We start from the raw sequence: 23622 nt of genomic DNA, 5'->3' as shown, positions 1-23622 counted from the left end.
TTCAATGCACGGATTTCGGGACCGGGGCCGGACGGTCCTTCTATCGGCGGGCGTTAGCAGCCATTGGCTTCTAAACTGACGCTCCGGAGGTGCCCAGACTTCCGCAACCCTACGGCTAAACGATTGATATCTCGCCGTTTGAACGATTGCACGTGTTGCGTGCCGATCGAGGGCTAGCCGGAAGACGACAGTTGATCCCGGGCGGCCGGTGAAGTAAAATAAAACAAATTTGGCAATCCCATATCAAGCCCCATGGAGGCGGAGGAATGAGCAGACGGTACCGGATTACAAGAACGATGCGGGAGGAGGAAGGCGCAGAGCGAACGTTGACGCTGGAGGAATGCAAGCTTTATTTTTCGGACAAGGCGGATTTCGCCTATACCCGGGTTTATACGGTGAAGGGCGCTGCCACGATGTCCATTGAAGGGGACTTTTTCCTGTGGAGCGTAGGCGGCAAGGAAATTCCGTTTCGCCACTATCAGGGAGATTTGTACGTGTCGGGAACGGACGATGCCGTCATTCCCAAGATGCTGGAAGTCGCCGGCGACCTGGGCGCCGACGTGGCAGAAGGCTAGGAAAGCGAAAGCTCATCACGGTCTTGACATCATCTTTGCAGCTTTGTTTCGGCAGAATTGCTTTGGACCAAACGGCTAAAGGAGAACAAGATCGGTGAAACGACAATCTGCGCGCCACCCGCGTCCCGGAACGGCATGGGAAAGCCCCGGGGCGAAGTCTTCCCCGGCCGCTTCCGGCCGTGCATCCCCGTCCTGGATTCAGCATCTTCACCGCACGGTAGGCAATCGGGCGGTTCAGCGGATGCTCCAGCGCGACGGGGCTTATGTGCAAAGAGGTAACGACAACGAGCAGGATGAAGACAGCAAGGGCAGCCGCAGCTGGGCTACCGGAAAACTGAACGAAGCGCTGACCCAATTCGCCAAAAACAATCCCGGCATGAACACCGGGCATCATAAGGTGCCGAAAAGCATGATGGAGGACTTTTATCGGGCGTTGACTCCCAACCAGCTTGCTACCGCGAAGCAGCAGCTCGATTTGACGTCGAACGCGGGGGCGAATTCGTTCAAGAGCCTCGGTTCGGATATTACGGCCGGACCGAACTCCGGCAATCGGGTGGAGGACCCCAACCGCGGCTTTGACGGCAACCGGCTCGAGTCGGGGCAGATGACGCCTCGCTCGGAGCTGTACGAGCATATGTTCGAGCTGATGACGGAGTTCAAGCAGTCCGAAGCCAAGCAGATGGACGACATTCTTTTTGAAAAGCTGCTCGGCCTTATGGTGGAGGCCGAAAAGATTCATTACCAAAAAACGAATGGGGAGCTTCTCGATCCGGATCTATCGATGTGGACGCCGGCCACGGAAGACGAGACGGAGGAGAAGAAGCGTAAGCTGGTAGATAAAGGGAAAATGGAGGAGGATGCACAGCTGCCTCCCCAGTTCAAGAAAGCGGAGCAGACCGAAGCGTACAAGCCGGATTTGGAGGCGCTTAAGGGCAAGAGCGTTCGGGAGCTGAAGGATCCGAAGTACCGGGCGAAGCTTCCCAGAAACGAGCCGCAGCAGCATTCCCGGCTCCATAGTCGCTATCAGTGGTCGAGGGTTGACCGCTACAGTATGCCGCTCAATCAGGCGTCGCTGGATCGCTGGAGCGAGGACGGATTCACCAGATTTTATAGCAAGTCGCAGAAAAGCTGGTGCTTTGCCCATGAAACCGTCTACTCCGAATTTGCGGACGATGCCGACTTTGTCGAATGCCACGAACCGGATACGCCGGACAAGGAGATGGAGCTGTACGGATTTCATCTTCTAAGACCGTTCGGGTAGTACCCGAACGCATGCCGGACCGAATGGATTGGCATGCTGCCGTTGAGAGCCTGCCGCCCGCTCCACGCCGACAAGCATGAAAGCTTGGCGCGGATTCGCGAAATGGAAGGTGGATAGCGTTTCACATTCGTTCTCGAGAAGAAATAACTACTTTCGTGCCCATTGGAGACAGCGGTCGGTCGTATCGTTCAGCTATTTTGCGTTCGCGGGTGAAAGTGATAAAATATTAGATGCAGCATCGAAATACGATTTATTCTAATCGAGGTTAAAAATCATAGGCTGCTTCCTTTTGGAAGCGCAAGTTGTTTACTCCGAAGCTCGTTCGTGCGGGGATATTGGCTAAGATTGACGCTTATATTGCGTCGTCGGTGCACTTAGCGCGGAGTGACGGGAAGCTCAGATGCCGGTAAACCGCACTTTCTATTTTCTCAAGTAGCGTATGGCGTGATAAAGCCGCTCGCAGCGGAGGCGCACAAGGTCCCGGAAACGGGACCTTTGTTTTTTTGAAGCGGATAGAAACAAGAATGAAAGGGATGAAGCCGATGAAAAGCCTCGTTTTGGCCGAAAAGCCGAGCGTAGCCAAAGAAATCGCCCGCGTGCTGGGGGCGAATACGAAGCAAAAAAGCTGGTACGAAGGTCCCCACTATGTAGTCACGTGGGCGCTGGGTCATCTGGTCGAGCTGGCCGAGCCCGAGGATTACGATCCCAAGTATAAAACGTGGAAGCTCGAAGATTTGCCGATCGTTCCCGCGAAAATGAACCTCAAGGTGATCCGCGAGACGTCTCACCAGTACAAGGCGGTCGCGCAGCTGTGCAAGCGCTCCGATATCGGCGATCTGGTCATCGCGACTGACGCCGGGCGGGAAGGCGAACTGGTTGCTCGCTGGATTATGGAATTGGTCCGTTGGAACAAGCCGTTCAAGCGGCTGTGGATTTCGTCGCAGACGGACAAGGCGATCCGCGAAGGCTTCGACAAGTTGAAGCCGGGCCGGGAATACGACCGGCTGTATGCGTCCGCTGTCTGCCGGGCCGAGGCGGACTGGTTGGTCGGGTTGAATGTGACCCGTGCGCTGACGAGCAAGTACAACGCGCAATTGGCGGCCGGACGGGTGCAAACGCCTACGCTGTCGATGCTGATGGATCGAGAGCGGGAAATCGCCGGCTTCCGACCGGTGCCATATTGCACCGTAACGGCCGATTTCGGCGGTTTTACCGGCTTGTGGCGCAAGGACGACCGTCATGACGGCCGCCTGTCCGACAAGGCCGAGGCCGAAGCACTGGCAGCGCGGGTGAAGGGGAAGAGTGGGAAGGTCGAACAAGTGCGTACGGTCGAGCGAGCGGAGCCGCAGCCGCTGGCGTACGATTTGACCGAGCTGCAGCGGGACGCGAACAAGCGGCTCGGCTTCTCGGCCAAGCAGACGTCCAACGTGCTGCAGCGGCTGTATGAGCAGCATAAGCTGGTGACGTACCCGCGTACGGATTCGCGCTACTTGACGTCGGACATGGTGTCGACATTTAAAAGCCGGCTGGAAAGCGTCGCGACCGGACCGTATGTATCTTTGGCACGCGCGCTGCTGCGCAAGCCGCTCAACGTGACGAAGCGGATCGTCGACGATGCGAAGGTCACCGACCATCACGCCATCATCCCGACCGAACAGTTCGTACAGCTCGGAAATTTGAGCCCGGAGGAGCGTAGGCTGTACGATCTGATCGTGAGACGGTTTATCTCGCTGTTTTACGGGCCCAGCCGGTACGACGAGACGAGTCTCGCGATACGTGTCGGGGATGACTGCTTTTATGCCAAAGGCTTCGTACAGAAGGAAGCGGGCTGGAAGGATGTATACGGCGGGGCGCAGGCGCTCGCTGACGACCTTGACGAGGACGATGCGGAGGATGACGGACGGTCCGGGGACGACAAGACGGAAGGCCGCGACCGGCTGACTCCTGCGCAGTCGCTGCCGGCGCTGGCAAACGGCCAAACGCTCGGCGTCAAAGGCTGCCGCATCGGCGATCATCAGACCAAGCCGCCGGCGCGCCATTCCGAAGCGACGCTGCTGTCGAGGATGGAGAAGCACAACCTGGGCACGCCGGCGACTCGGGCCGACATTATCGAGAAGCTGCTACATACCGATACGATCGAACGCCAGCAAAACCGGCTCGTCCCGACCGGCAAAGGAAAGCAACTGATCGAGATCGTCGCCGCCGACCTTCGCTCTCCGGACTTGACCGCTCGCTGGGAGCAAGAGCTGGAGCGGATCGCCAAGGGCAAAGGCGATCCGAAGGCGTTCATCGCCGACATCCGCAGCCGAACCGAACGGCTGGTCGCCGAGGTGAAGGCAAGTGAGATCGAATACAAGCCGCATAACTTGACCCATACGAAATGCCCCGATTGCGGGCAGAAGATGATGGAGACGAACGGCAAGCGCGGCAAAATGCTCGTTTGCCCGAACCGCGAATGCGGATTCCGCCGCGCCGCCGAACCGGCATTGACCAACCGGCGTTGCCCGCAGTGCCGCAAAAAAATGGAAATGCACGACGGCAAAGCCGGCAAATATTTTCAATGCCGTCCGTGTAACGTCATCGAGAAGTTGGACGGACAAGGGGGCGGGGGCAAAGCCGGTCGCCGTCAGCAAGCCCAGTTGGCGCAGCAGTTTAGCGACAACGTATCGCTCGGCTCAAGCCTCGGCGATGCGCTGAAGGCTGCTATGGAGCGCGGGCAGCAATAGAGGCTGGGATGGCCATTTAAGAAGAACCAAGCTTGCAAAGGAGGCCGTTGATTCGAGCGGCCTCTTCTCGCTGCTAGCTAGTGCTCTTTCTGGCATTAACCCGCGCCAAAAGGGTCCGATCTGCGGGAATAATGCTCTTTCGAGCACTGGCGGAACCTGGACCCGACCGGAAACGGCCGTCCAGGGCCAATTTGCGCCGACTTAGTGCTCTTTCTGGCGTTATCCCGCGCCAAAAAGGCCCGATCCGCGAGAATAGTGTTCTTTCGAGCACTAGCGGAGCCTGGACCCGACCGGAAACGGCCGTCCAGGGCCATTTGCGCCGACTTAGTGCTCTTTCTGGCATTAACCCGCGCCAAAAAGGCCCGATCCGCGGGAATAATGTTCTTTCGAGCACTAGCGGAGTCTGGACCCTACCGGAAACGGCCGATCAGGGCCAATCTGCGCCGACTTAGTGCTCTTTCTGGCATTAACCCACGCCAAAAAGGCCCGATCCGCGAGAATAGTGCTCTTTCGAGCACTAGCGGAGGGCCGGCGAATGGCTTGGGGCCGGATCTTGCCGGCACTGACCAGGCCCGGCCGGTTTCAACCCGGCCGTCCTTCGTTCGTCAATACAGCAGCTTCCACAAAAGCAAGCAGATGAGGCAGCAGCCCCAGGAGACGAGACCGAACAGGATGACGATACGGTTTTCCGACCAGCCGTATTTCAGGCTGTAGTGGTAATGAATAGGAGCCATCCGGAAAATGCGCAGCTTCGTTCGTTTGTAGTACCACACTTGCAGAATGACCGAAAGCTGCTCGGCGAAATAGACCAGAAACAACAGCGGAATGAGCAGCTCCACCTTCTCGATCATCGCGAGGAACGCCAGAGAACCGCCGATTGCGAGCGATCCGGTGTCGCCCATGAACGCTTTTGCCGGATAAATGTTATAGATAAGCAGACCGAGCAGGCAAGCGATCATCGTCAGGCAGAACAGCCGCACCTCGGGATGGTCGGAGATGACGAAGAAGAAAAAGTACGTCGGGATGGCGACGACGATAAGCAGGCCGTCCAAGCCGTCGGTGAAGTTGATCGCATTGGCCGAGCCGACTATGAACAGCGACATGACCGCGAGATACACAACGGGCAGCAGCTCCAGCCGGACGTCGCGGAACAGGACGATATCCGTACTGACCGGGAGAAGCTGGAACAGAACGGCAATCAAAGCGAACGTGAACAGAAACTGCAAGGCCAGCTTCATCTTGCCGCTTGCTCCGCGCGGGTCCTGAAACGCCGCTTTCTTGTAATCGTCGAGGAAACCCACGATGCCGAACAAGACAAACACGGCGCACAAATACAGCGTAAGCGGGCTCGGCGAGAGCAAGCCGACCATCAGCACGCCGATCAGGAAGATAAGCCCCGCCATGAGTGGCGTACCTTTTTTGGCCTGGTGATCGGCGGGCATCTCCGCGCGGATCGGCTGAGTCAGATTGAGCGTGCGCAAGCCCCGGATCAGCACCGGGGTGAGCAGAGCGACGGCGGCGAAAGATACGGCGGAGATGCCAAGCATGGTCATGTCCATTTAGGGAGGACTCCTTTCCAAATAACGTCCTGCTTTTGTACGGATACATAATTGGAGTTCGGTTTGCGTCCCCGGCAGGTTCCGTCCTATGCGCGCAAGGAACGGTTCCCCGAGGGTACGGTGCGTTTTAAAGAATCCGGCTTTGTACTAGTATAATTCGCCGAGATGGACAAATATGCCAGAAGCCTTCCAAATGCGCGATCGTATCAAGCCGATCAAGCCGATCAACCCGATATGCGACTCCGCGCCAAACAAAAGCTGCCATGAAGCGTGACGACTTCAGGCAGCTTTTGTTGTTTCGGTCATGATGGATGCGGCAGACGCGTACCCCTTTATTGCACGATGGTGAGAATATCGTCCACTTCTTTGCGCGCGAGCCGACCGGGCTGCTCCGACGGGTGGCCGAGGGCGATCACCATGTTGATTTGCCGGCTTTCGTCGATCGACAAGTATTCGCGCAATCGATGCTGCGCAAGCAGCACGGGGCCGGTCATCGGACAAGTCGCCAAGCCTTTGGCGTGGGCGGCGAGCATCAGGTTTTGCGCAGCCAAGCAACTGCTCTTGATGCCTTCCTCGGCCCATACCGCATCGTCCACAAGCGCGATCGGGTCGAAAATACGCTCGCGAAACTTGGAGTTGTACGGCGTCGCCAGCAGAACGAGAAGCACGGGCGCATCAGAGAACGCCGTCGCATAAGGGCCGAACGACTTGACGAGCAGCCGCGCTTCCCGGGCGAGCCCGTTCCGTTCCGCTTCCTCGCCGCGCTTGTGCAGCTCATCCCAAGTCATCTGCTCGATCGCCTTGATTTTGTCCCGGTTCATGATGGCGATGAATTCCCACGTCTGCGAGTTCGTATCGCTTGGCGCGTACCGAGCACATTCTATCAATTCTTTGACATCCTCGACGGAGACGTCGCGATCCGTAAACTTGCGGACGCTGCGCCGGTCGAGCACAATTTGCTTGAACGCTTCATAATTCATGGGCTGTTCCGCCTTTATCTCATAGTCGGTATAAATGAAGAAAAGGAAAGCTCCTGTGGTTAAGACCAGGTACTAAAACCTTTCTTCATTATATCCGATCGCAGCGTGCCTGTCACCCTGCAACGTCCCTTTTACGGAAAATGATCCATGTGAGCCCGATAAAGAGCACGTAATAAACGATCAGCACCGTAACGGAAAATCCGAGCGTCATCCCTTTGAAGGGCGGAACGCCGCCATTGTAGTACATGCTCAAATCGGTATTGGCGAACAGAATGTATTTGGCCCATTGCTTTTTCAGAGCAATCAGGGCGGCCATCGCCGTATTGGAGGCAAACATAATCACGAAAGCCAGCGAAATGGCCAAGGCGCTGGAGCGGAACACGGTGGAGATCATGAAGGCGAACGTGACGTTCATCACCAGACCGACAAGCCGGAAGCCATAACTGCGCAGCAGCGCGAGCAGCTCTTCTCCCCCATTGGAGCCGGATGCTCCGAACAAGAGCAGGCCGACGATAAAGGAGGACACGATAAGCAGCGCCAGAAGCGCCAGCATGAACAGCAGCACCGCGATATATTTGGACAGCAGCACCTTGGAGCGCCCTACCGGCCGGATCAGCAGGAGCTTGATCGTTCCCCATGTAAATTCTCCCGCCACGCTGTCCGCCGCGATTACCACGGTGAAGATAAAGGCGAAGAACGTCATGGAAGACGCGGTGCTCATAAAGCTCCAGACGTTCACCTCATTCACCTCGGAGAAGGAACGGAGCAGCAGGCCGAGAGCGATCGTGGCGACCAGGACGATACCCGCCATGATCCATGTCCGCGGGCGGCGGTATATTTTCATATTCTCGTTCTGGACGAGGCTCAGCAGATTAGACAATTTGACCACCTCGCGTCATCTCCAGGAATTGGTCTTCCAACGTTTTGGAGGCGGCTTTGACTCCGTAGACGCGGATGTCGGCAAGGACGAGCGCGCGGATCAGCCCGGGAATATCCTCGTAGCCGACAAACGCCGTAAAGCCGCCCGGCTGCAAAGAGACCGACGCTTCCGGCAAAGCTTGCGCGACGACCTGCGCCGCCCGCTCCGCAGGCTCTGCGACGAAGGCGACTTCGAGCGCTCCGGAAGCGGGAGCGACCATATCCTTGACCGGTCTGACGTCGACGAGCTTGCCGTTCTGGATGACGGCGACCCGGTCGCACATCAGCTCCATCTCCGACAGCAGATGGCTGGAGACGATAATTGCCGTTCCTTCCTCCTTGGACAGCTGACGCAAATAATCGCGAAGCTCGCGGATGCCTTCCGGATCGAGACCGTTGGTCGGCTCGTCCAGTATGAGCACGTCCGGCTTGTGCAAGATTGCCTGGGCGACGCCGAGACGCTGGCGCATGCCGAGCGAATACGTCTTGACTTTGTCGTGAATGCGGTTTTCCAGCTTCACCAGCGCGACGACCTCGTCAATACGTTCGCGCGTAACGCCGGGAATCATGCGCGCGAAGTGGATTAGATTCTGATAACCGGTCAAAAATTTGTACAGCTCCGGGTTTTCCACAATCGCCCCGACGTGCCGCATTGCTTGTTCAAACTGTTTGTTTACGCTTAAGCCGTTCACGAGCACCTCTCCGGCGCTCATGGAAATAAGCCCGACCATCATGCGGATCGTCGTCGTCTTGCCGGCGCCGTTCGGACCGAGAAAGCCGAATACCTCGCCTTTCGGAACGTCGAACGACAGCGAATCGACGATGGTCTTGCCGCCTATCCGTTTCGTAACGTTGCGCAACTGCACAACCGATTGCTGCGACATGATTCATCCTCCCGTAGTTGTGGGTAGGGAGATTATACCATATGTCCGACTCCGTACCAAAACAGGTCGACGATATCGCCAGGGCCCAGATGCGCGAAAGGAGAAGGCGTCCTCTCCGCTTCCGCCCCCGTGTCGCGGCGCCCGCCGAGCATCATGATCGAAGAAAACGCATAGGCGTACAGCAGCGGGTCGCCGGGGCGGATCGTGCCGAGACCGATCTGCTCGCGGAAAACGTCGGCCAGTACAAGATGGATCGAACGCTCGGCTTCCCGGATATCGGCGATTTGGCCGGGGGACAGCGAGCTGCCGGCTTCACGCAGCAAGCTTTCGAAATCGACGTGCGACGTCTGCATATGCGCGGACGTAACGGCGATCAGCCGTTCGCGGAACGAGCCGGGGGCGTCAAGCAGCCGCTTCGTCAGCCCGGCGATATTGGCCATCATCTGAACGACGGCGGCCGTGAACAGCTCCGATTTATTCGGGAAATAGTAGTAGATCGACGCTTTCGTGACGCCGGCGGCTTTGCCGATCTGGTCCAGCGAGACGCTATCGTAGCCGAATTGCATAAAAAGCGCGGACGCGGTGCGCAGCAATGTTTCTTTTACGTTAGAGGGCTCGCCAATCTTGGGACGTCCGGGTTTTCTTCGTGCAGTCGGTCGGGACGGCTTCAAGGGGGTATGCTCCTTTGTCGGAAATTTCCCGTACGCCATATGCGATCGTGCGGCCTCGCACCGCTTGCAAGAGCGGCCGGTTGAGGCTTCCGCTTGCGGGGGAGAATTCGCTCACGCATTGCGACATGGTGTAGGTGTAGGTGGCAGCTGTGAATATATTGGAAACGGTGTTGCAATATTAACCGTTCGGTATATATAATAAGCCTATACTATTGATGGTATCCGATTGCTGGATTCGCTGCAACCCGAGGAGGCAGTACGATGGGCAAATTGCTGGAGAAATACGGAAGAGGGGTAACGGGCCCCCGCGGCAAATGGGTGACGCTCCTGCTGTGGGTCGTGATCGCCGGGGCGCTTAGCGCCGTTTGGCCCGCCGTGAATTCGCAAGTGAACAACAACGCTGCCAACCTGCCGGAGTCGTTCCCGTCCGTGCAGGCCGACGAAGTGGCGAAACGGGAATTCCCGAACGCCGACGGGGTTCCGGCGCTGCTCGTCTGGCATCGCGAGGGAGGGCTTGCGGACAGCGATCTGCAGATCGTGCAGAAGCTGGCCGAAGCTTATACCGCCAAGCCTTTGCCGGCCCAGACGGCGCTTCCCCCGTATCACCAGATGCCGCTGCCCGCTTTGAAGGCGCAGCTGTCCGAGAATAAGAAAACGCTTGTCACGCCGATCGTGTTCTCCGGCGAAGCGGATTCCGCTCAGCTGAAGGAGAACTTTGCCACCATCCGGGACCAGGTGAAGGCGTTGACCGGACACGATCCGTTCGGAGAAGAGCTGGCGTCCGGACAGCTGATCGCCCGGGTATCCGGTCCGGCGGGTATCTCCGTCGACGCCAGCGCGTTGTTCAAAAAAGCCGACGTCTCGCTGTTGATCGGCACCGTGCTGCTTGTGCTTGTGCTGCTGCTCGCCATTTACCGTTCGCCGATATTGGCGATTATCCCGCTGATCGGGGTCGGCTTCGCCTATGCCGTTACCGGTCCGATACTCGGCTTTATGGCGCAGCGCGGCTGGATCGAGGTCGATTCCCAGGCCATCTCGATCATGACCGTGCTCCTGTTCGGGGCGGGAACCGATTATTGCCTGTTCCTGATCGCCCGCTACCGGCAGATGCTGACCGTTGAAAGCGACAAGCGGGCCGCGCTGAAGCGGGCGATATCCGGCGCGTCCGGAGCGATCGCGATGAGCGGCTTTACCGTCGTGCTGTCGCTTGCCGCGCTGCTGCTCGCCGATTACGGGGTGCTGAAGCGGTTTGCGGTGCCGTTTAGCCTCGCCATCCTGATTATGGCGATCGCGAGCCTGACGTTCGTGCCGGCCATGCTCGCTGTGCTCGGCCGTGCTTCGTTTTTTCCGCTCATCCCGCGGACGCCGGAGATGATCCGGCAGCGGGCGGAGAAGAAGGGCGTACCCGTCCCGCAGCCGAGAACGCGGAAAACGGTCGGAGACCGGTTTGCGCATCTGGTCATTGCCCGACCATGGGCCGTTATCGTCGTGACCGTCCTCGTGCTGGGAGGCGCCGCTTCTTTCGCGCCCGGCGTCAAATACACGTATGACTTGCTATCGTCCTTTCCGAAAGACATGCCGTCCCGAGAAGGCTTCCAACTGATCGGGGAGTCGTACTCTCCGGGCAGTCTCGCCCCGGTGAAAGTAATGGCCGATACCGAGGGAAGGGGGGCCGACGTGCAGGGGACTTTGTCCCGGCTGCCGTTCGTGGATGCCGCATCGGCTCCGCAGAAAGGCAAAGCCAATCCGAATATCGTCGCGGTCGACGTGCAGCTGAACGTCAACCCTTACGATAACGAAGCGATGGACCATATACCCGGGCTGCGGACCGAGGTCGAGGCGGCGCTGCGGGCGTCAGGGGTGTCCGATGCCGGCGATCGCGTCTGGATCGGCGGGCAGACAGCCGCCCAATACGACACGAAGCATGCCGGCGACCGCGACGAACTGCTCGTGATCCCGGTCGTGATCGGGCTGATCGCCCTGCTCCTGCTCGCTTATTTGCGCTCGGTCGTCGCCATGCTCTATTTGATCGGCACCGTCGTGCTTTCGTTCGGTTCGGCGCTCGGACTCGGCTGGATCGTGCTTCATTACATGATGGGCGCGGATGCGGTCGCTGGAGCGATTCCGCTGTACGCCTTCGTCTTCCTGGTGGCGCTCGGCGAGGATTACAATATCTTCATGATCTCGAGCATCTGGAAGAAAAGCCGGGAGATGCCGCTTAAGGAGGCGATTCGCCAGGGCGTCAGCGAAACCGGCGGCGTCATTACGTCGGCCGGGCTGATTCTGGCCGGGACGTTCGCCGTACTGGCGACGCTGCCGATTCAAGTGCTGCTGCAATTCGGCGTCATTACCGCCATCGGCGTGCTGCTCGACACGTTCATCGTGCGCCCGTTTCTGGTGCCGGCGCTGACGACGGTTTTGGGCCGCGCGGCGTTCTGGCCAGGCTCGGTGCGCGACGGTCGGAAGGAGAAGAGCGGGGCTTCATAAAAAAATAAAAATACGATTCTTAAGCCTTGGCCGATTAACACGGCAAGGCTTTATTTTTTTGATCGAAGTGTAACCAATGTTTAACAACGAACGTCATTATACGAGTACATGATTGGTTCGTTTCATTCAGCCATGGTATGATAGTTTAAAAAATACAAAAATTGGTATATAGGGAGAGGCCAATGGTTACTGTTCAGAACAAAAATGTGTACCGGCTCGGCCGCGAACGAGCCGAGCAGCAGGAGCATCATTCGATTTTGTATTGGTGCATAACCGGATTCGTTTTGGCCTTTTTAATGATAGCTCCTTTTCAGACTGCGTTGTTTTACGGCTCCAGTGCCAAATACGAGGGCCCTATTTATACGTCGATGGTTTGGGCCGCGGTCGTTTTATTGCTGCTCGTCGTTTACCTATATAGCCGGTGGCAGTGGAAAGAACAGCGCGATCTTTACGCCGTAGCCGTATGGGGCGTACCGCTCGGCTATTTGCTATCGCTATTGTCAGCCGTTACTCGGCACCATGCCGAAAACCTGCTGCTGTTCCATGTGATGTATGCCGTATTTTTCCTCATGGGCCTATGGCTTGCCAGGAATCGGTTCGGACATGCGGCTATCCGCTACGGCATCGTGTGCTCCGCTTACGCTGTCGTCGTGTTTTGCCTGCTCAACGTGTTCGGAAACGTTTATTTTTATGATGCGGTCATGAAACAAGGGGAAGAGCTGCGCCTGACCTCGGTTTTCCAATATGCGAATGCGTTCGCCGGTTTTTTGATCATACCATTGCTGTGCTGCTTGCACTTGATTATTTCCTCCCGGAGATGGTACGTCACGGCCATTCATGCGGTGATGCTCGTGCCGGTACTGCTGTCGTTTTTCTTGACATTGTCCCGCGGCGGTTTGGTCATGCTGCCGTTTATTTTGCTTGCCTTTTTGCCTTTTATGGCGTTTGCGAAACAAATTCGTTTTTTTCTGTATCTGGTCATCGGGGGAGTGGCTTCCCTTCTCATTACCGACAAGATCCGCGATATCGCATCGAAGGTGCTGGACACGATGGCGGCACGACGCGGGCCGGATTTCAAGGTGAAGGATACGCTCTCCTTCTTTGATTCTTTATCGTTTGCCGGTTGGAGCACATTACTTGCAGCGTCTACTCTCGCGGCTTTGGTCATTGTCCTGCTGCATCGATTTGGGATGCCTTGGCTGGACAAGGGATTGAGCCGGCTCTCCCGCGCCAAATTTTCCAATCTGTACATCCCGGTCTTGATCGTCTTTGGCTTGGCGCTGGGAGTGTTCCTTGTCGCCAGTAAGTCGTTTGTCGTGAATGTACTTCCAGAAGCGCTGTCTTCGCGCATACAAAGCATCAACTTGCAACAGCATAGTGTCTTGGAGCGATTCACGATGTACCGCGATACGTTCAAGGCGCTGCAGGATTACCCGTTGTTCGGAGCGGGCGGCAATGCGTGGGCCGTCCTGTATCCCCAGTATGCGAATAATCCGTACACGGTCAGTCAGGTGCATAGCTTCCTGCTGCAGTATATGGTGGAGACGGGCATCGTCGGAGTCCTCATTTTGCTGGCTTTCATCGGCTCGATCCTGGTTTTGTTCGCAAAGCGGTATTTTGCCGGCCGATCGGAGGCGGACGGAGAACGCGATTTGCTGTTTTATGCCGTCGTCGTGGCCATTTTATTGCATAGTCTAATGGACTTCGAGATGAGCTACGTCTTCGTATCGGCAATCGTTTTCCTCAGCTTGGGCGGGCTCGCATCCGGTTTCAGCGCACCGCTTCGACCAAGAGGCGAAACATTCAAATGGGTGAAGAGCAAATATGTGTTTCCCTTATTTCTCGGGATCGTGTCGGTGCTGTTTCTGATCACCTCGTTCATTCATTGGAGTGCGGACAGGCAGTACGCCCGCGCTCTACAACTAGCAGGGGAAGGGAAATCGCTGAACGAGGTGCTTGTCCCGCTGGACAAGGCGCTTGAGCTGCAGCCGAACAACCTGTACTACGCCTTGACGCGAGTCAACTTCATGGAGCAAGTATACAAGCAGACCCAGAATGAAGCGTATTACAAGGAAGGGACCAAGTGGCTCGATTCCATCAAAAAAACCGAGCCTTACGACCGCAGCGTATTTGAAGCGGGTTATAATCATTACATGCTGGGGAATAAACAGGAGGAAGCGTTGGCCCTGATGGAAGACGGATTGCGGCGGTTCCCGTGGGTGATCGGAATGTACGAACGGGCGGCTATGCTGCATTTGCAGCTGGGCGAGAAGGCAAGGCAGTCCGGTATGAAAAAGGTCGCGGATTCGCATTGGACAGCCGGTATCGAGCTTCATCAGGAAGTGCTGGCCCGCCAGAAGAAGCTGGAGTCGTTGCCGAAGGGACAAATGGCAGGAAGTCCATTTGACATCACGCCCGGTTTCTCGCTTACGCTCGGACAAATCTATTATATTTCCGGGGATGCGGGAAAAGCGGCTGAATTGCTGGCTGCGACCGCTGACGAACGGCTGGATGCCGAAATAAGCAAGTCCGGAACGCGCTGGTATTTGGCGGCGCTGAAAAAAGCGGGCAAGCCTGACGAGTCTTTATATGAGCGGTTTACGGCCAAATATCCGGAGGAGAAAAACGAGATCGAATCGATTGTATCCTTTGTCTTGTAAGAATTAGGCTCCGGGTAATGCAGGTATCAACCTCACTCCGGCATTGTATCGATAAGTCATCATTTTTGATAACACTTCCATCTGTAATGATGATACAATTTCGGGGAGAGGTTATTCCCTGCCCGCCTGAGGATGAGTTCTGGTCATCGGCGGATGAGAAGTGGACCTCGTAGTCAATCAGACCGGCCGCATATGCCGGTTATTTTCTTTTTCATAAAAAAGTGACAAAAAGGATTACCATAAAAACGGAGGATCGAATGCGATGCAAGAGGAGAATGTTCACATAAAGGAGAGCAGAGTGGAGGAGCCCGGAGAAAGCTTTTTCCAGGGCGTGAAAGACTGCGTTCCCACGTTGTTGGGTTACTTGAGCATAGGATTTGCTGCTGGAGTTGTTGGAAAAACATCCGGATTAAGCGTAGCCGAAATCACTTTAATGTCTGCGCTTATTTATGCCGGCTCCGCTCAATTTATCGTGGCGGGGATGATTGCGGCTAATGGATCGGCGGCTGCTATCATTGCCACCGTTTGGATTGTGAATCTTCGCCATCTGTTGCTCAGCGCAGCGTTGTCGCCTTATTTTCGTCATCTTCCTCCCATCAAAGCTATGGGAATAGGCTCTTTGCTCACGGACGAGACATTCGGTGTTGCAATGAACCAACCGGCAAACAAAACGCTTATCAGTGAAAGATGGATGCATGGACTTAATATAACCGCATATCTGAATTGGATCTTGGCCACTTTAGCAGGAGCTTTTTTTGGCAAATGGATTACGAATCCCGAAAAGTTTGGTTTGGATTTTGCATTGCCCGCGATGTTTATCGGGCTTCTTGTTCTACAGATGGCCAGCCGAAGAAAAATCCGTAAGGATCTGGTAGTTGCAATTAGCGCCGTTGTTGCTTTTGTAGGACTGAATCTTGTCGTATCCGGAAGCATGGCGGTTATCGGGGCCACTATCATTGCGGCGACCATAGGAACGGTGGTGGAAAAATGGAAGTAAGATGGTCTATTCTATTGATTATTATAGGAGCATCCCTGGCAACCCTCATTCCCAGAGTGATACCGCTTATGGTTCTTAGCCGCATGCGAATACCGGATTGGGCCATGCGGTGGCTGCATTACGTTCCGATTGCCGTCTTGGCCGCTTTAGTGGGGGAGGAGTTGTTGGTTGCAGACGGGGAGCTTTCCCTTGCCCGTAATAAAATCGAGTTGCTGGCAGCATTGCCAACATGGCTCACGGCTGTATTCACGCGCAGCTTGCTGGGAACAGTCGTGGTCGGGATCATTTCGATTATGGTGCTGCGTTTCGTTTTTTAATGCTGAAATGCCTTCCGAAGAGCTTTCTCGGAAGGCATTTTTGAAACTACCTACAGGGCCAAAGCTTTATTGCAGAACGACGGTGTCGCCTTCCTGAAGCCCTTCCAGCACCTCGGTCTTGTCGGCGGTTTCCAGTCCGACCTTGATAGCCCGCCGCTCGGACCCTTGAGGCGTCTGAAGCAGCACGTAGTAGCCCTCCTTGTCGCGCTGCACGGCGATCGTCGACACAGTCAGCACATCCTGCTTGTTGTCCGTCTCGATCAGAGCGGTCAGGGTGAGACCGGCGACCAAATTGTCGTGCGTGTCCAGCGAGATGACGACTTCGAATTGGGCCGGGCCGGTATCGTTGGCGGCGACGGCTTTCGGGAATTTGGACACTTTCTCGACCTTTCCGGTCAGCTTCGTCTGCTTCAGGGCGTTGATCGTCACCTGTACCGGCATGCCGGGCTGGATGCGAAATACGTCGTATTCGCCCACGGAGGTCGTCATTTGCAAACCGGAGACGTCGACGATTTTGCCGACCGCTTCGCCTTCCGCCAGCTTCTGCGGCTTCGTTTGGCCGCTTAACAGGAAGATGCCCTTGTCCGGCGCGTTGATCTGGGCTTTGTCCAGCTTTTTCCGCTTCGACTCCAGATCGGTAGCCGCGAGCGTCCGGTTCAGTTGATCCAGCTCCTGCTGCACTTCTTTGGAGGCATTTTTGGCAAAACGCTGCAGCGCCTCGCCTTCGCTCGCCGATATCGTTTCCCCCGCCTTCGCTTGAGCGGCCTGCTCGACGGTGCGCAGCTTCGCTTCCAGCTCGGTTTTGCGGATATTGGCCGTCTGCTGGGCGATGTCGTCGCGCAGCGCCTTGTCCTCCATCTTGAACAGCGGGCTTCCTTGCTCGACCTGAGCGCCGTCGCTGACCGCCCATTGCTCCACGTTCGCCGTGAAGGGAGCGTACACGACCGTCTCCTTGATATAGGAGGATTTGCCTTTGACTTCGACGGTGTTCGCCAAGTTTTCCCGCGTCGCCTTGAAGCTCAACGTGCTGCCTGCCGCAGGGGGAGGAGGCTTTTGGGGACGGGATTGGCTTTGAGTATAGAGTAGGCCGCTGATGCCGATCACTGCGACGGCAACGACCCCGTATAGCCATATTTTCTTTTTACTCATGATGGCTGCTCCTTTGCTACTCTCGTTTGATCGCGGTTAGCGCGTCTGTTCTGGAAGCCTTGATTGCCGGGAAGATGCCCGACATGACCCCGGTCATGATGGCGAAGAACATCCCGAGCGGCAAAATCCACAGGCTGATGAACATAATCTCCGCCTCCGCCGAGCCGGCCGGGTTCGTTTGGACCAGGATGACGTTAATGCCCCAGATGACCCAATACGCGAACAAAATGCCGGCCAGCCCTCCCATGACGCCGAGCAGCGCGGATTCCACGACAAACATATTGCGGATCTGCTTCAGATTCGCTCCCAGCACCTTCATAATGCCGATTTGCCGCCGCCGCTGGTGCGTCGACATCGTCATCGCGACAACAATCGAGATGGAGGCCACGAACAGGATGAACAGACCGGCCCCTCCGAAGATGATCCGCACGATAGCGAATTCCTTGCTCATGCTTTCCTGACGGCTCAGGTTGTTCGACGTCCGCAGCTTGAGCGATTGGATCAGCTTGTCGGTTTTCTCGACGTTGGCGGCATTATCGATTTTCACCTGTACGGTATCGAACTGGTTTTCGGCATTGCCCGTTCTTTGGTTTTTGCCGGTAACGGCCGCCTCCGCGTCGCGAATTTGCTGGGCCAGTCCCGGCGATATGTAAGCTTGCTTTTGCGAGAAAAAGACCCCGCGGTCCGACATGCCTTCCTCGCGTTTCCCGATAGCGACGACCCGAACCGGAAACTCCAGCGTCTTGACGGTGCCGTCCGGCAGGTTGATCGTCTTTTGCAGCCGAATTTGCTTGCGGTACAGCGGGTAAGGGACGATCGGCGCCTTCTCGCGGCCCTGGATAATATCCTGCTCGAGCTGGCTCTGCTGCCGGCGGCCCCCATCGGTCAACGACGTCTGCCAGTCGCGCAGCCCTACCGTCGCCGTATAGCTGAGCACGATAACGTTGTCCTGATCGATCGGAACCCCTTGCTGAAATTCGTGGCCGAAATCGGGCAAGGTGCTAAGCTCGGTGGCTACGATGCTCACCATGCCGGTTTTCGTATCGTCGACGATAAACGGCATGGAGCCGACGTCCGCAAAGCTTGCCGCCGATTTGACATGGGGGAGCTCCTTGATCATGTTCAGCTTCTGCTTCGTCAGGCCGAATTCGTTCAATTCTCCATTCGAGCCGTCGGCCGATCCCCCGTTCTGGTTCATGATCGTAATTTCATCCGTTTTCAAATAGTAGCTCATCTGCTTCGTGCTGTAGTGGGAGATCGATTCCCCGAAAGCGAGCGCCACCACGATCGAGGCCGAGCCGATGGCGATCCCCATCACGCAGAGCAGCGTAACGACTTTGCGGCGGCGCAGCTGATCCCAGCCTAGCGCGATATAATCGCGGAATCTCATCGTTTCTCACCCTCCCGCAATCGCCGGTCCGCGCCGCTGTCCGCTTCTTCGTTCTGTCCGGCATGCCCGGCGGCGACCGTCCCCATGGCATCCGCTCCTGCGACATCCGTTTCAGCGGCAAGAGGTTCCGGGTCCGATCCCGGTTCCACAAGTCGGCCGTCCCGCAGTTGAATAATCCGCTTCGTCCGCTTGGCCACCTCGTGCTCGTGGGTGACGATGACGAACGTGATGCCCAGATTGACGTTCAGCTCAAGCAGCAGATCGATAATCTCCGATTCGGTAGCCGTATCCAAATTGCCTGTAGGCTCGTCCGCGAAGACGACCGCAGGCTCCGTAATGAGCGAGCGGGCGATGCTGACCCGCTGCTGCTGGCCGCCGGAAAGCTGCGAAGGGAACAGCTCGGTTTTGCCGGCCAATCCGACGCGCGTAAGCAGCGTAAGGGCCCGTTCCCGGCGCAGCTTGGCTTTGAGGCCCTGGAAGACGAGCGGCAGCTCGACGTTCTCGCGCACCGTCAGGTGGGGAATCAACTCGTACGATTGAAAAATAAAGCCGATATGCGTGCGCCGAAACACGGCAAGCTCGTTCTCGTTCATCTTCTCGATCTTCCGGTCGGCGATCAGAATGCTCCCTTCGGTCGGCTTCATCAAACCGGCCATCAGGTTAAGCAGCGTCGACTTGCCCGAGCCGGAGCTGCCGAGCAGCGCGACGATCTCGCCGCGCTCGACGCGAAAGTCGATGCCGATGAGCACCCGCGTCGGTTCCGTTCCGTTCAGGAACGAATGGGAAAGCTGTTGCACGACTAGCACGATACCCCTCCGAATTGTGGCTTTTGCTGTTGTTCCTGCATGCATGACACAAAAGCCGTCCGCAGACGGCTCCTCGACATGCTCTATCATACACGATTGTACTTAACAGTTTTTCAAGAAAAAGTGAAGTTTTTCTTAAGAATTGTGAGGAACGATAGGGGAAAGGACAACGAAAATGATAGAGTCGGGAGGGGAAGCTGCCTATAAGTAGATCCGGGGGACGCGGCTGCCGAGAGCGCAAACCACCTCGTAGTTGATCGTTCCGATCAGGGAAGCGATCTCGTCAACCGTGACGCACTCGTTTCCGGTACATCCATACAGCACGACCTCGTCATGAACCTGGACATCCGGGATGTCCGTGACGTCCAGCATCATTTGATCCATGCACACCTTGCCGACGTAAGGGGTCCGTACTCCATGGACGAGCGCGGTTCCTTTGCCCGACAGCAGCCGGGACAAGCCGTCCGCATAGCCGATCGGTATGGTAGCGATCCGGCTGTCGCGCGAAGGGACGAACGTGCAGCCGTACCCGACGGGTTGGCCGGGCAAGGTATGTTTCAAATAAGCAATTTTTGTTTTTAAGCCGAGGGCGGGGAGAAGCGGGTAAGCCGGCAGCCGTGTATGCTCGGACGGATGCAGCCCGTAGAGCGCTATCCCGATGCGGACCATGTCGAGATGCATATGCGGGTATCGCATCGCGCCCGCGCTGTTGCAGCAATGTTTGATCGGAACGTGGATTCCGTCTGCCTCCAACAGGCGAATGATGCTCAGGAACGCCTCGAATTGTTCGTGCGTATACCCGGGATCGGGTCCGTCCGCATCGGCGAAATGGGTGAATAACCCCTCCAGGACCGTGTAGCGGGACGTGTTGATTTGACGGGCAAACCGCAGCGCTTCTTCGGGATTCGAGATGCCGATGCGGTTCATGCCGGTGTCGACTTTCAAGTGAAACCGGACGGGCTTGTTCAAGGTTTCCGCCCAATGCTTGGCCTCGGCTAGCACTTCGTCGGTAAAAACGGTTATGTCGATGTCGTTTTCGACTGCAGCGCGTACGGATTCGGGCGGCGTGTATCCGAGCACAAGCACCGGATGCCCGATACCGGCGCGGCGAAGCTGGATCGCTTCGTCTACGATCGCGACGCCCAGCCGGTCCGCGCCGGCGTTTAAGGCGGCTTTGGCCGTCTCCGGGGCCCCATGACCGTAACCGTTCGCTTTGACGACGGCCATCATGAGCGTTTGTTCGCCGAGGTTCGATTTGAACAGCCTCGTATTACACGCAATCGCTTCCAAATAAACTTCCGCCCAAGTAGGACGGTAACCGATAGCCGGCTCCAGGCCGTTCATGTCTTCGTTCATAGTACACTACACTCCGCTCCGTGCCGGTTTGATTGCGATGTTCCCTTTTTGCCCGCTGCGCTCCGCATGTTCAAACCGTTCGTATGGTTCAGCTTTTCCAGTATAGGCGAAGGCGGGAGGGCTGTCATTGTTGCAGCGAACAAAAAGAAACGTCCGCCATTGTCACTCGCCACAATATGGATACTTCCGAGCGGTTTTCGCAGCAAGCGAATCGCTTCCATTTGGAGTAGAATGGAGGTATCATTTGATTTTAGGCCTAGTTGTTTCCATGAATCTTCAAGAACATACTTAACTACGGGCAAGGAGGAACCGCGAATGGAATTACGACCATACCGACAAACGGACCGCGATTCGGTGCTGAACCTGCATGAGCTTGCCTTGCGCGAAGCGGGCGTCTGCAAGGGAGACGGTTCCAGGGAAGCCGATCTGCGCGATATTGAAGGGAATTATTTGGCGGCAGGCGGCGAGTTTTGGGTCGGTGAGGCGGATGGAGAACTGATCGCAACGGGTGCTTTCCACAAAACGTCGGAAGACACGGCGGAAATTAAACGGATGCTCGTCACCCCGGACCGGCAAAGAGGGGGCTGCGGCCGTCTTCTACTGAACAAGCTGGAGGAGCGGGCGCGGGAGCAAGGCTGCGCGATGCTGCATCTGGATACGACGGAGGAACAGACGGCGGCACGGCGGCTCTACGAGAGCGCGGGTTATACGATGCACGAGCGACGGGTAATCGACGGAGACGACCGCTTCCTGTACGCGAAATGGCTCGTTCCCCCGGAAGCGGCCAAAGAGATGACTCCGGAGGAGGAAGCGAAGTTTTACGCCGATTGGGACGCTTCCCAGGAAATAAACGAGTATGCGAAGGGGCTGCTCCGGGAAGGGGCGACGCCGCAGCAGGCGATGGAACGGGTGCTGGGTTCGCAGCTTTACGCCGCTTGGATCGGAAAAGAACGATGCTTCCAAACGGAATATGACCGGATCGGGATGTATGAGGATTTGTTAAGCTCCGTTGAGTCGGAGAGTTATATTGCCGGCATAGAGGAGAAAGAAGCTCTGTACTTCGCGGCGGCGGGGAACGGCGAAGCCGATCCGGACTTGCCCCGGGAACTGCCGGAAGAGGAATACGAGCGCGTGTTTGCGCAGAATGGAATCCGTGTGACGCTTTCGCGGCTTGCCCGGGAGATGGCGGAGTTTTCGAGGGCGATCGGCTTTACGAAGCCGATTCGGTACGTTCATTTCCTCGCTATTTTTTCCGGAGCGGCGATCGTGGATATGGAGCAGGAAGAGCTGGACCGTTTGGTTGCGAACAAGGAGCTGGCGATCGAGCTGGCGGAAACGTTCGCGGCCAAATACGGGGAGGACAGGGACGGCTCGGACGAATGACGAAGACGGGGATACGCGAGAGTGGACGGCCTTTTGTTGCAGGAGCTTGACGGAATGATGAGTATATTGAAAAAAGGAGATACATGCCCCGACTATGCGCAGAGCGAGCGATTTTCTATATGTGAGATTGTACAAAACGTTGAAAGAGCAAATATTAACCGGTTTAATCAAACCCGGAGAGTATTTGATACCGGAGAACGAGCTGTGCAAGCATTATGGCTTAAGCCGCAATTCCGTGCGCAAAGCGCTCGACGAGCTGCATAAGGAAGGTTTGGTCGTCAAGAAGGTCGGACTCGGCACGATGGTTCCGGCCGATGTGGCCATCCAGGACGGGGACCGGAAGAAGCTCCGGATCGTTGCGCCGTTCCCCGCGTACTTCGTCGATTACGGCTTGCCCCTGTTGTGCGATGCGTTCAAGCACAAATATCCGCATGTGGACATCCACGTGCTCAACCTGCCGAACGATACGTTCGCTCACTCGCTGCTGGAAAGCAACCGGCTCGGGTTTTCCCCGGACATTGTGCTCGTCGGCGAAAGCCAGTTGTCGCAATTCGATGACAAACGATTGTTCGCCGACCTTGGGCCAGCCGTTGGCGAAACGATAGGAGCGTTATACCCGGCGCTGCGCCGTCCGTTCTGTTCGGGATCGCCCGTGACGGCCGTTCCGGTGACGTTCTCGCCGTTATGTCTCGCCTACAACCCCGAGCTGTTCGCCGCAGCCGGCGTGCCCGCTCCCCGTGCGGATTGGAATGTCGACGATTTCGCCGAGGCGGCGCAGCGGTTGACCTCTTATTCCGCCGGGCGTATCGATTGCTTTGGCTTCAGCATGTTTCCGTCCCTTAACCGATGGCTCGTATTCGCCTTGCAAAACGGAATGAAGCCAAACGGAGCGGACAACCGCAGCATGATCGCGAAAGCGCTCGACAGACTCCAAGACTGGCTTCACCGGAAACGGATCGCAACCGTGTATACCGACAACAAAAATTTGATCAATCCGTTTATTTTCGGAAAAGCGGCGATGACGCTGACGACGTTGTTCGAAATGTCCACCTGGCAGGAGCGAGGGATCGGTTTCGCGCCGAAAATCGCGCCGCTGCCGTTCGGGGATACGAAATCGACGCTGATGCAGGCGAACCTGCTGATGGTGCCCAACCATTGCGCCGACCCGAACCTGTCCATGGAATTCGTGAGGATGGCTTTACAGGAAGAGGTGCAGCAGGAGATGAGCGGCAAGACGCCTTTCCTGTCCGTCAGAGAGGCCGTAAACCGCGCCACGCACCCGCCCGACTATATGCGGGCGCTCAATATCGGGGACGATCTGATCGACAACAACTTCTTTTTGTACGAGCTGTTTGACGAGCATCTGGATCAGTCGGACTTAATGGCGGAAATGGGCTTGTTTTGGCTCGGCTTGGAGGATGCTTCAACCATTGCGGAGCGATTTTGATTGCGTATAACGAGGGGATGTCCCAGCGGGGTTCGCATGACAAGGAGCATCCCGAT

Annotated in this window: 18 protein-coding genes; 9 read left to right on the top strand and 9 right to left on the bottom strand. The window is 56.7% G+C overall.

The genetic code is table 11. From position 1 onward, the window contains the following. Window positions 1-266: 266 nt before the first annotated feature. The 3 genes from ABD796_RS03620 (at window position 267) to ABD796_RS03610 (ending at window position 4562) form a co-directional block, all read left to right on the top strand. Window positions 267-575, top strand: a complete 309-nt coding sequence (locus tag ABD796_RS03620) for a hypothetical protein (RefSeq protein ID WP_344902955.1) — start codon at window positions 267-269, stop codon at window positions 573-575. Between the two features lie 94 nt (window positions 576-669). After that, on the top strand, window positions 670-1836 hold the full coding sequence (locus ABD796_RS03615; protein WP_344902952.1) for a hypothetical protein: 1167 nt from the start codon (window positions 670-672) through the stop codon (window positions 1834-1836). A 542-nt stretch (window positions 1837-2378) separates the two neighbouring features. Beyond that, entirely contained in the window at window positions 2379-4562 is a 2184-nt protein-coding gene (locus ABD796_RS03610; RefSeq protein ID WP_344904202.1) for a DNA topoisomerase III, read from the top strand. A 605-nt stretch (window positions 4563-5167) separates the two neighbouring features. Here the strand turns inward: ABD796_RS03610 and mraY are convergent. From mraY to ABD796_RS03585, 5 genes are all read right to left on the bottom strand, one after another. Continuing rightward, the gene (mraY, locus tag ABD796_RS03605) at window positions 5168-6121 is read right to left on the bottom strand and encodes a phospho-N-acetylmuramoyl-pentapeptide-transferase (protein ID WP_344902949.1); all 954 of its coding nucleotides are present in this window, start codon (window positions 6119-6121) and stop codon (window positions 5168-5170) included. Window positions 6122-6453: 332 nt separating this feature from the next. Beyond that, a complete protein-coding gene (locus ABD796_RS03600; RefSeq protein ID WP_344902946.1) occupies window positions 6454-7101 on the bottom strand; it encodes a nitroreductase family protein in 648 nt (215 codons plus the stop codon). Between the two features lie 112 nt (window positions 7102-7213). Then, the gene (locus ABD796_RS03595) at window positions 7214-7990 is read right to left on the bottom strand and encodes an ABC transporter permease (RefSeq protein ID WP_344902943.1); all 777 of its coding nucleotides are present in this window, start codon (window positions 7988-7990) and stop codon (window positions 7214-7216) included. After that, a complete protein-coding gene (locus ABD796_RS03590; protein ID WP_344902940.1) occupies window positions 7974-8903 on the bottom strand; it encodes an ABC transporter ATP-binding protein in 930 nt (309 codons plus the stop codon). The genes ABD796_RS03595 and ABD796_RS03590 overlap by 17 nt, the downstream gene beginning before the upstream one ends. A 32-nt stretch (window positions 8904-8935) precedes the next feature. Continuing rightward, entirely contained in the window at window positions 8936-9574 is a 639-nt protein-coding gene (locus ABD796_RS03585) for a TetR/AcrR family transcriptional regulator (RefSeq protein WP_344902937.1), read from the bottom strand. Between the two features lie 261 nt (window positions 9575-9835). Here ABD796_RS03585 and ABD796_RS03580 point away from each other — a divergent pair, with 261 nt between their 5' ends. The 4 genes from ABD796_RS03580 (at window position 9836) to ABD796_RS03565 (ending at window position 16035) form a co-directional block, all read left to right on the top strand. After that, window positions 9836-12061 carry an MMPL family transporter gene (locus ABD796_RS03580; RefSeq protein WP_344902934.1) on the top strand — a complete coding sequence of 742 codons (2226 nt, stop codon included), beginning with the start codon at window positions 9836-9838 and terminating at the stop codon, window positions 12059-12061. A 182-nt stretch (window positions 12062-12243) separates the two neighbouring features. After that, complete coding sequence (locus ABD796_RS03575; protein ID WP_344902931.1) at window positions 12244-14721, top strand: O-antigen ligase family protein; 2478 nt, start codon at window positions 12244-12246, stop codon at window positions 14719-14721. Between the two features lie 262 nt (window positions 14722-14983). Then, on the top strand, window positions 14984-15718 hold the full coding sequence (locus ABD796_RS03570) for an AzlC family ABC transporter permease (protein WP_344902928.1): 735 nt from the start codon (window positions 14984-14986) through the stop codon (window positions 15716-15718). Then, window positions 15709-16035: an AzlD domain-containing protein gene (locus tag ABD796_RS03565; RefSeq protein ID WP_344902925.1), complete on the top strand. Its 327-nt coding sequence runs from the start codon at window positions 15709-15711 to the stop codon at window positions 16033-16035. Before ABD796_RS03570 ends, ABD796_RS03565 begins: the two co-directional genes overlap by 10 nt. Before the next feature lie 66 nt (window positions 16036-16101). Here ABD796_RS03565 and ABD796_RS03560 read toward each other — a convergent pair whose 3' ends face one another. The 4 genes from ABD796_RS03560 to alr all read right to left on the bottom strand — a co-directional run bounded on the left by ABD796_RS03560 (window position 16102) and on the right by alr (window position 20736). Beyond that, complete coding sequence (locus ABD796_RS03560) at window positions 16102-17184, bottom strand: efflux RND transporter periplasmic adaptor subunit (protein ID WP_344902922.1); 1083 nt, start codon at window positions 17182-17184, stop codon at window positions 16102-16104. Window positions 17185-17200: 16 nt separating this feature from the next. After that, window positions 17201-18574: an ABC transporter permease gene (locus tag ABD796_RS03555; RefSeq protein ID WP_344902919.1), complete on the bottom strand. Its 1374-nt coding sequence runs from the start codon at window positions 18572-18574 to the stop codon at window positions 17201-17203. Beyond that, the gene (locus ABD796_RS03550) at window positions 18571-19380 is read right to left on the bottom strand and encodes an ABC transporter ATP-binding protein (protein WP_344902916.1); all 810 of its coding nucleotides are present in this window, start codon (window positions 19378-19380) and stop codon (window positions 18571-18573) included. Before ABD796_RS03550 ends, ABD796_RS03555 begins: the two co-directional genes overlap by 4 nt. A gap of 201 nt (window positions 19381-19581) precedes the next feature. Then, window positions 19582-20736, bottom strand: coding sequence for an alanine racemase (gene alr / locus ABD796_RS03545; RefSeq protein ID WP_344902913.1), 1155 nt, complete (start codon window positions 20734-20736; stop codon window positions 19582-19584). A 315-nt stretch (window positions 20737-21051) separates the two neighbouring features. Between alr and ABD796_RS03540 the strand changes: the two genes are divergently transcribed. Continuing rightward, window positions 21052-22119, top strand: a complete 1068-nt coding sequence (locus ABD796_RS03540; RefSeq protein ID WP_344902910.1) for a GNAT family N-acetyltransferase — start codon at window positions 21052-21054, stop codon at window positions 22117-22119. 94 nt (window positions 22120-22213) lie between these two features. After that, window positions 22214-23566, top strand: a complete 1353-nt coding sequence (locus ABD796_RS03535; protein WP_344902907.1) for an extracellular solute-binding protein — start codon at window positions 22214-22216, stop codon at window positions 23564-23566. The last annotated feature ends 56 nt before the right edge of the window (window positions 23567-23622 follow it).

Origin of the sequence: Paenibacillus hodogayensis (genome assembly GCF_039536325.1) — a bacterium.
In the GTDB taxonomy this organism is placed as follows: domain Bacteria; phylum Bacillota; class Bacilli; order Paenibacillales; family NBRC-103111; genus Paenibacillus_AB; species Paenibacillus_AB hodogayensis.
This window is presented reverse-complemented; position numbering and strand designations above follow the sequence as displayed.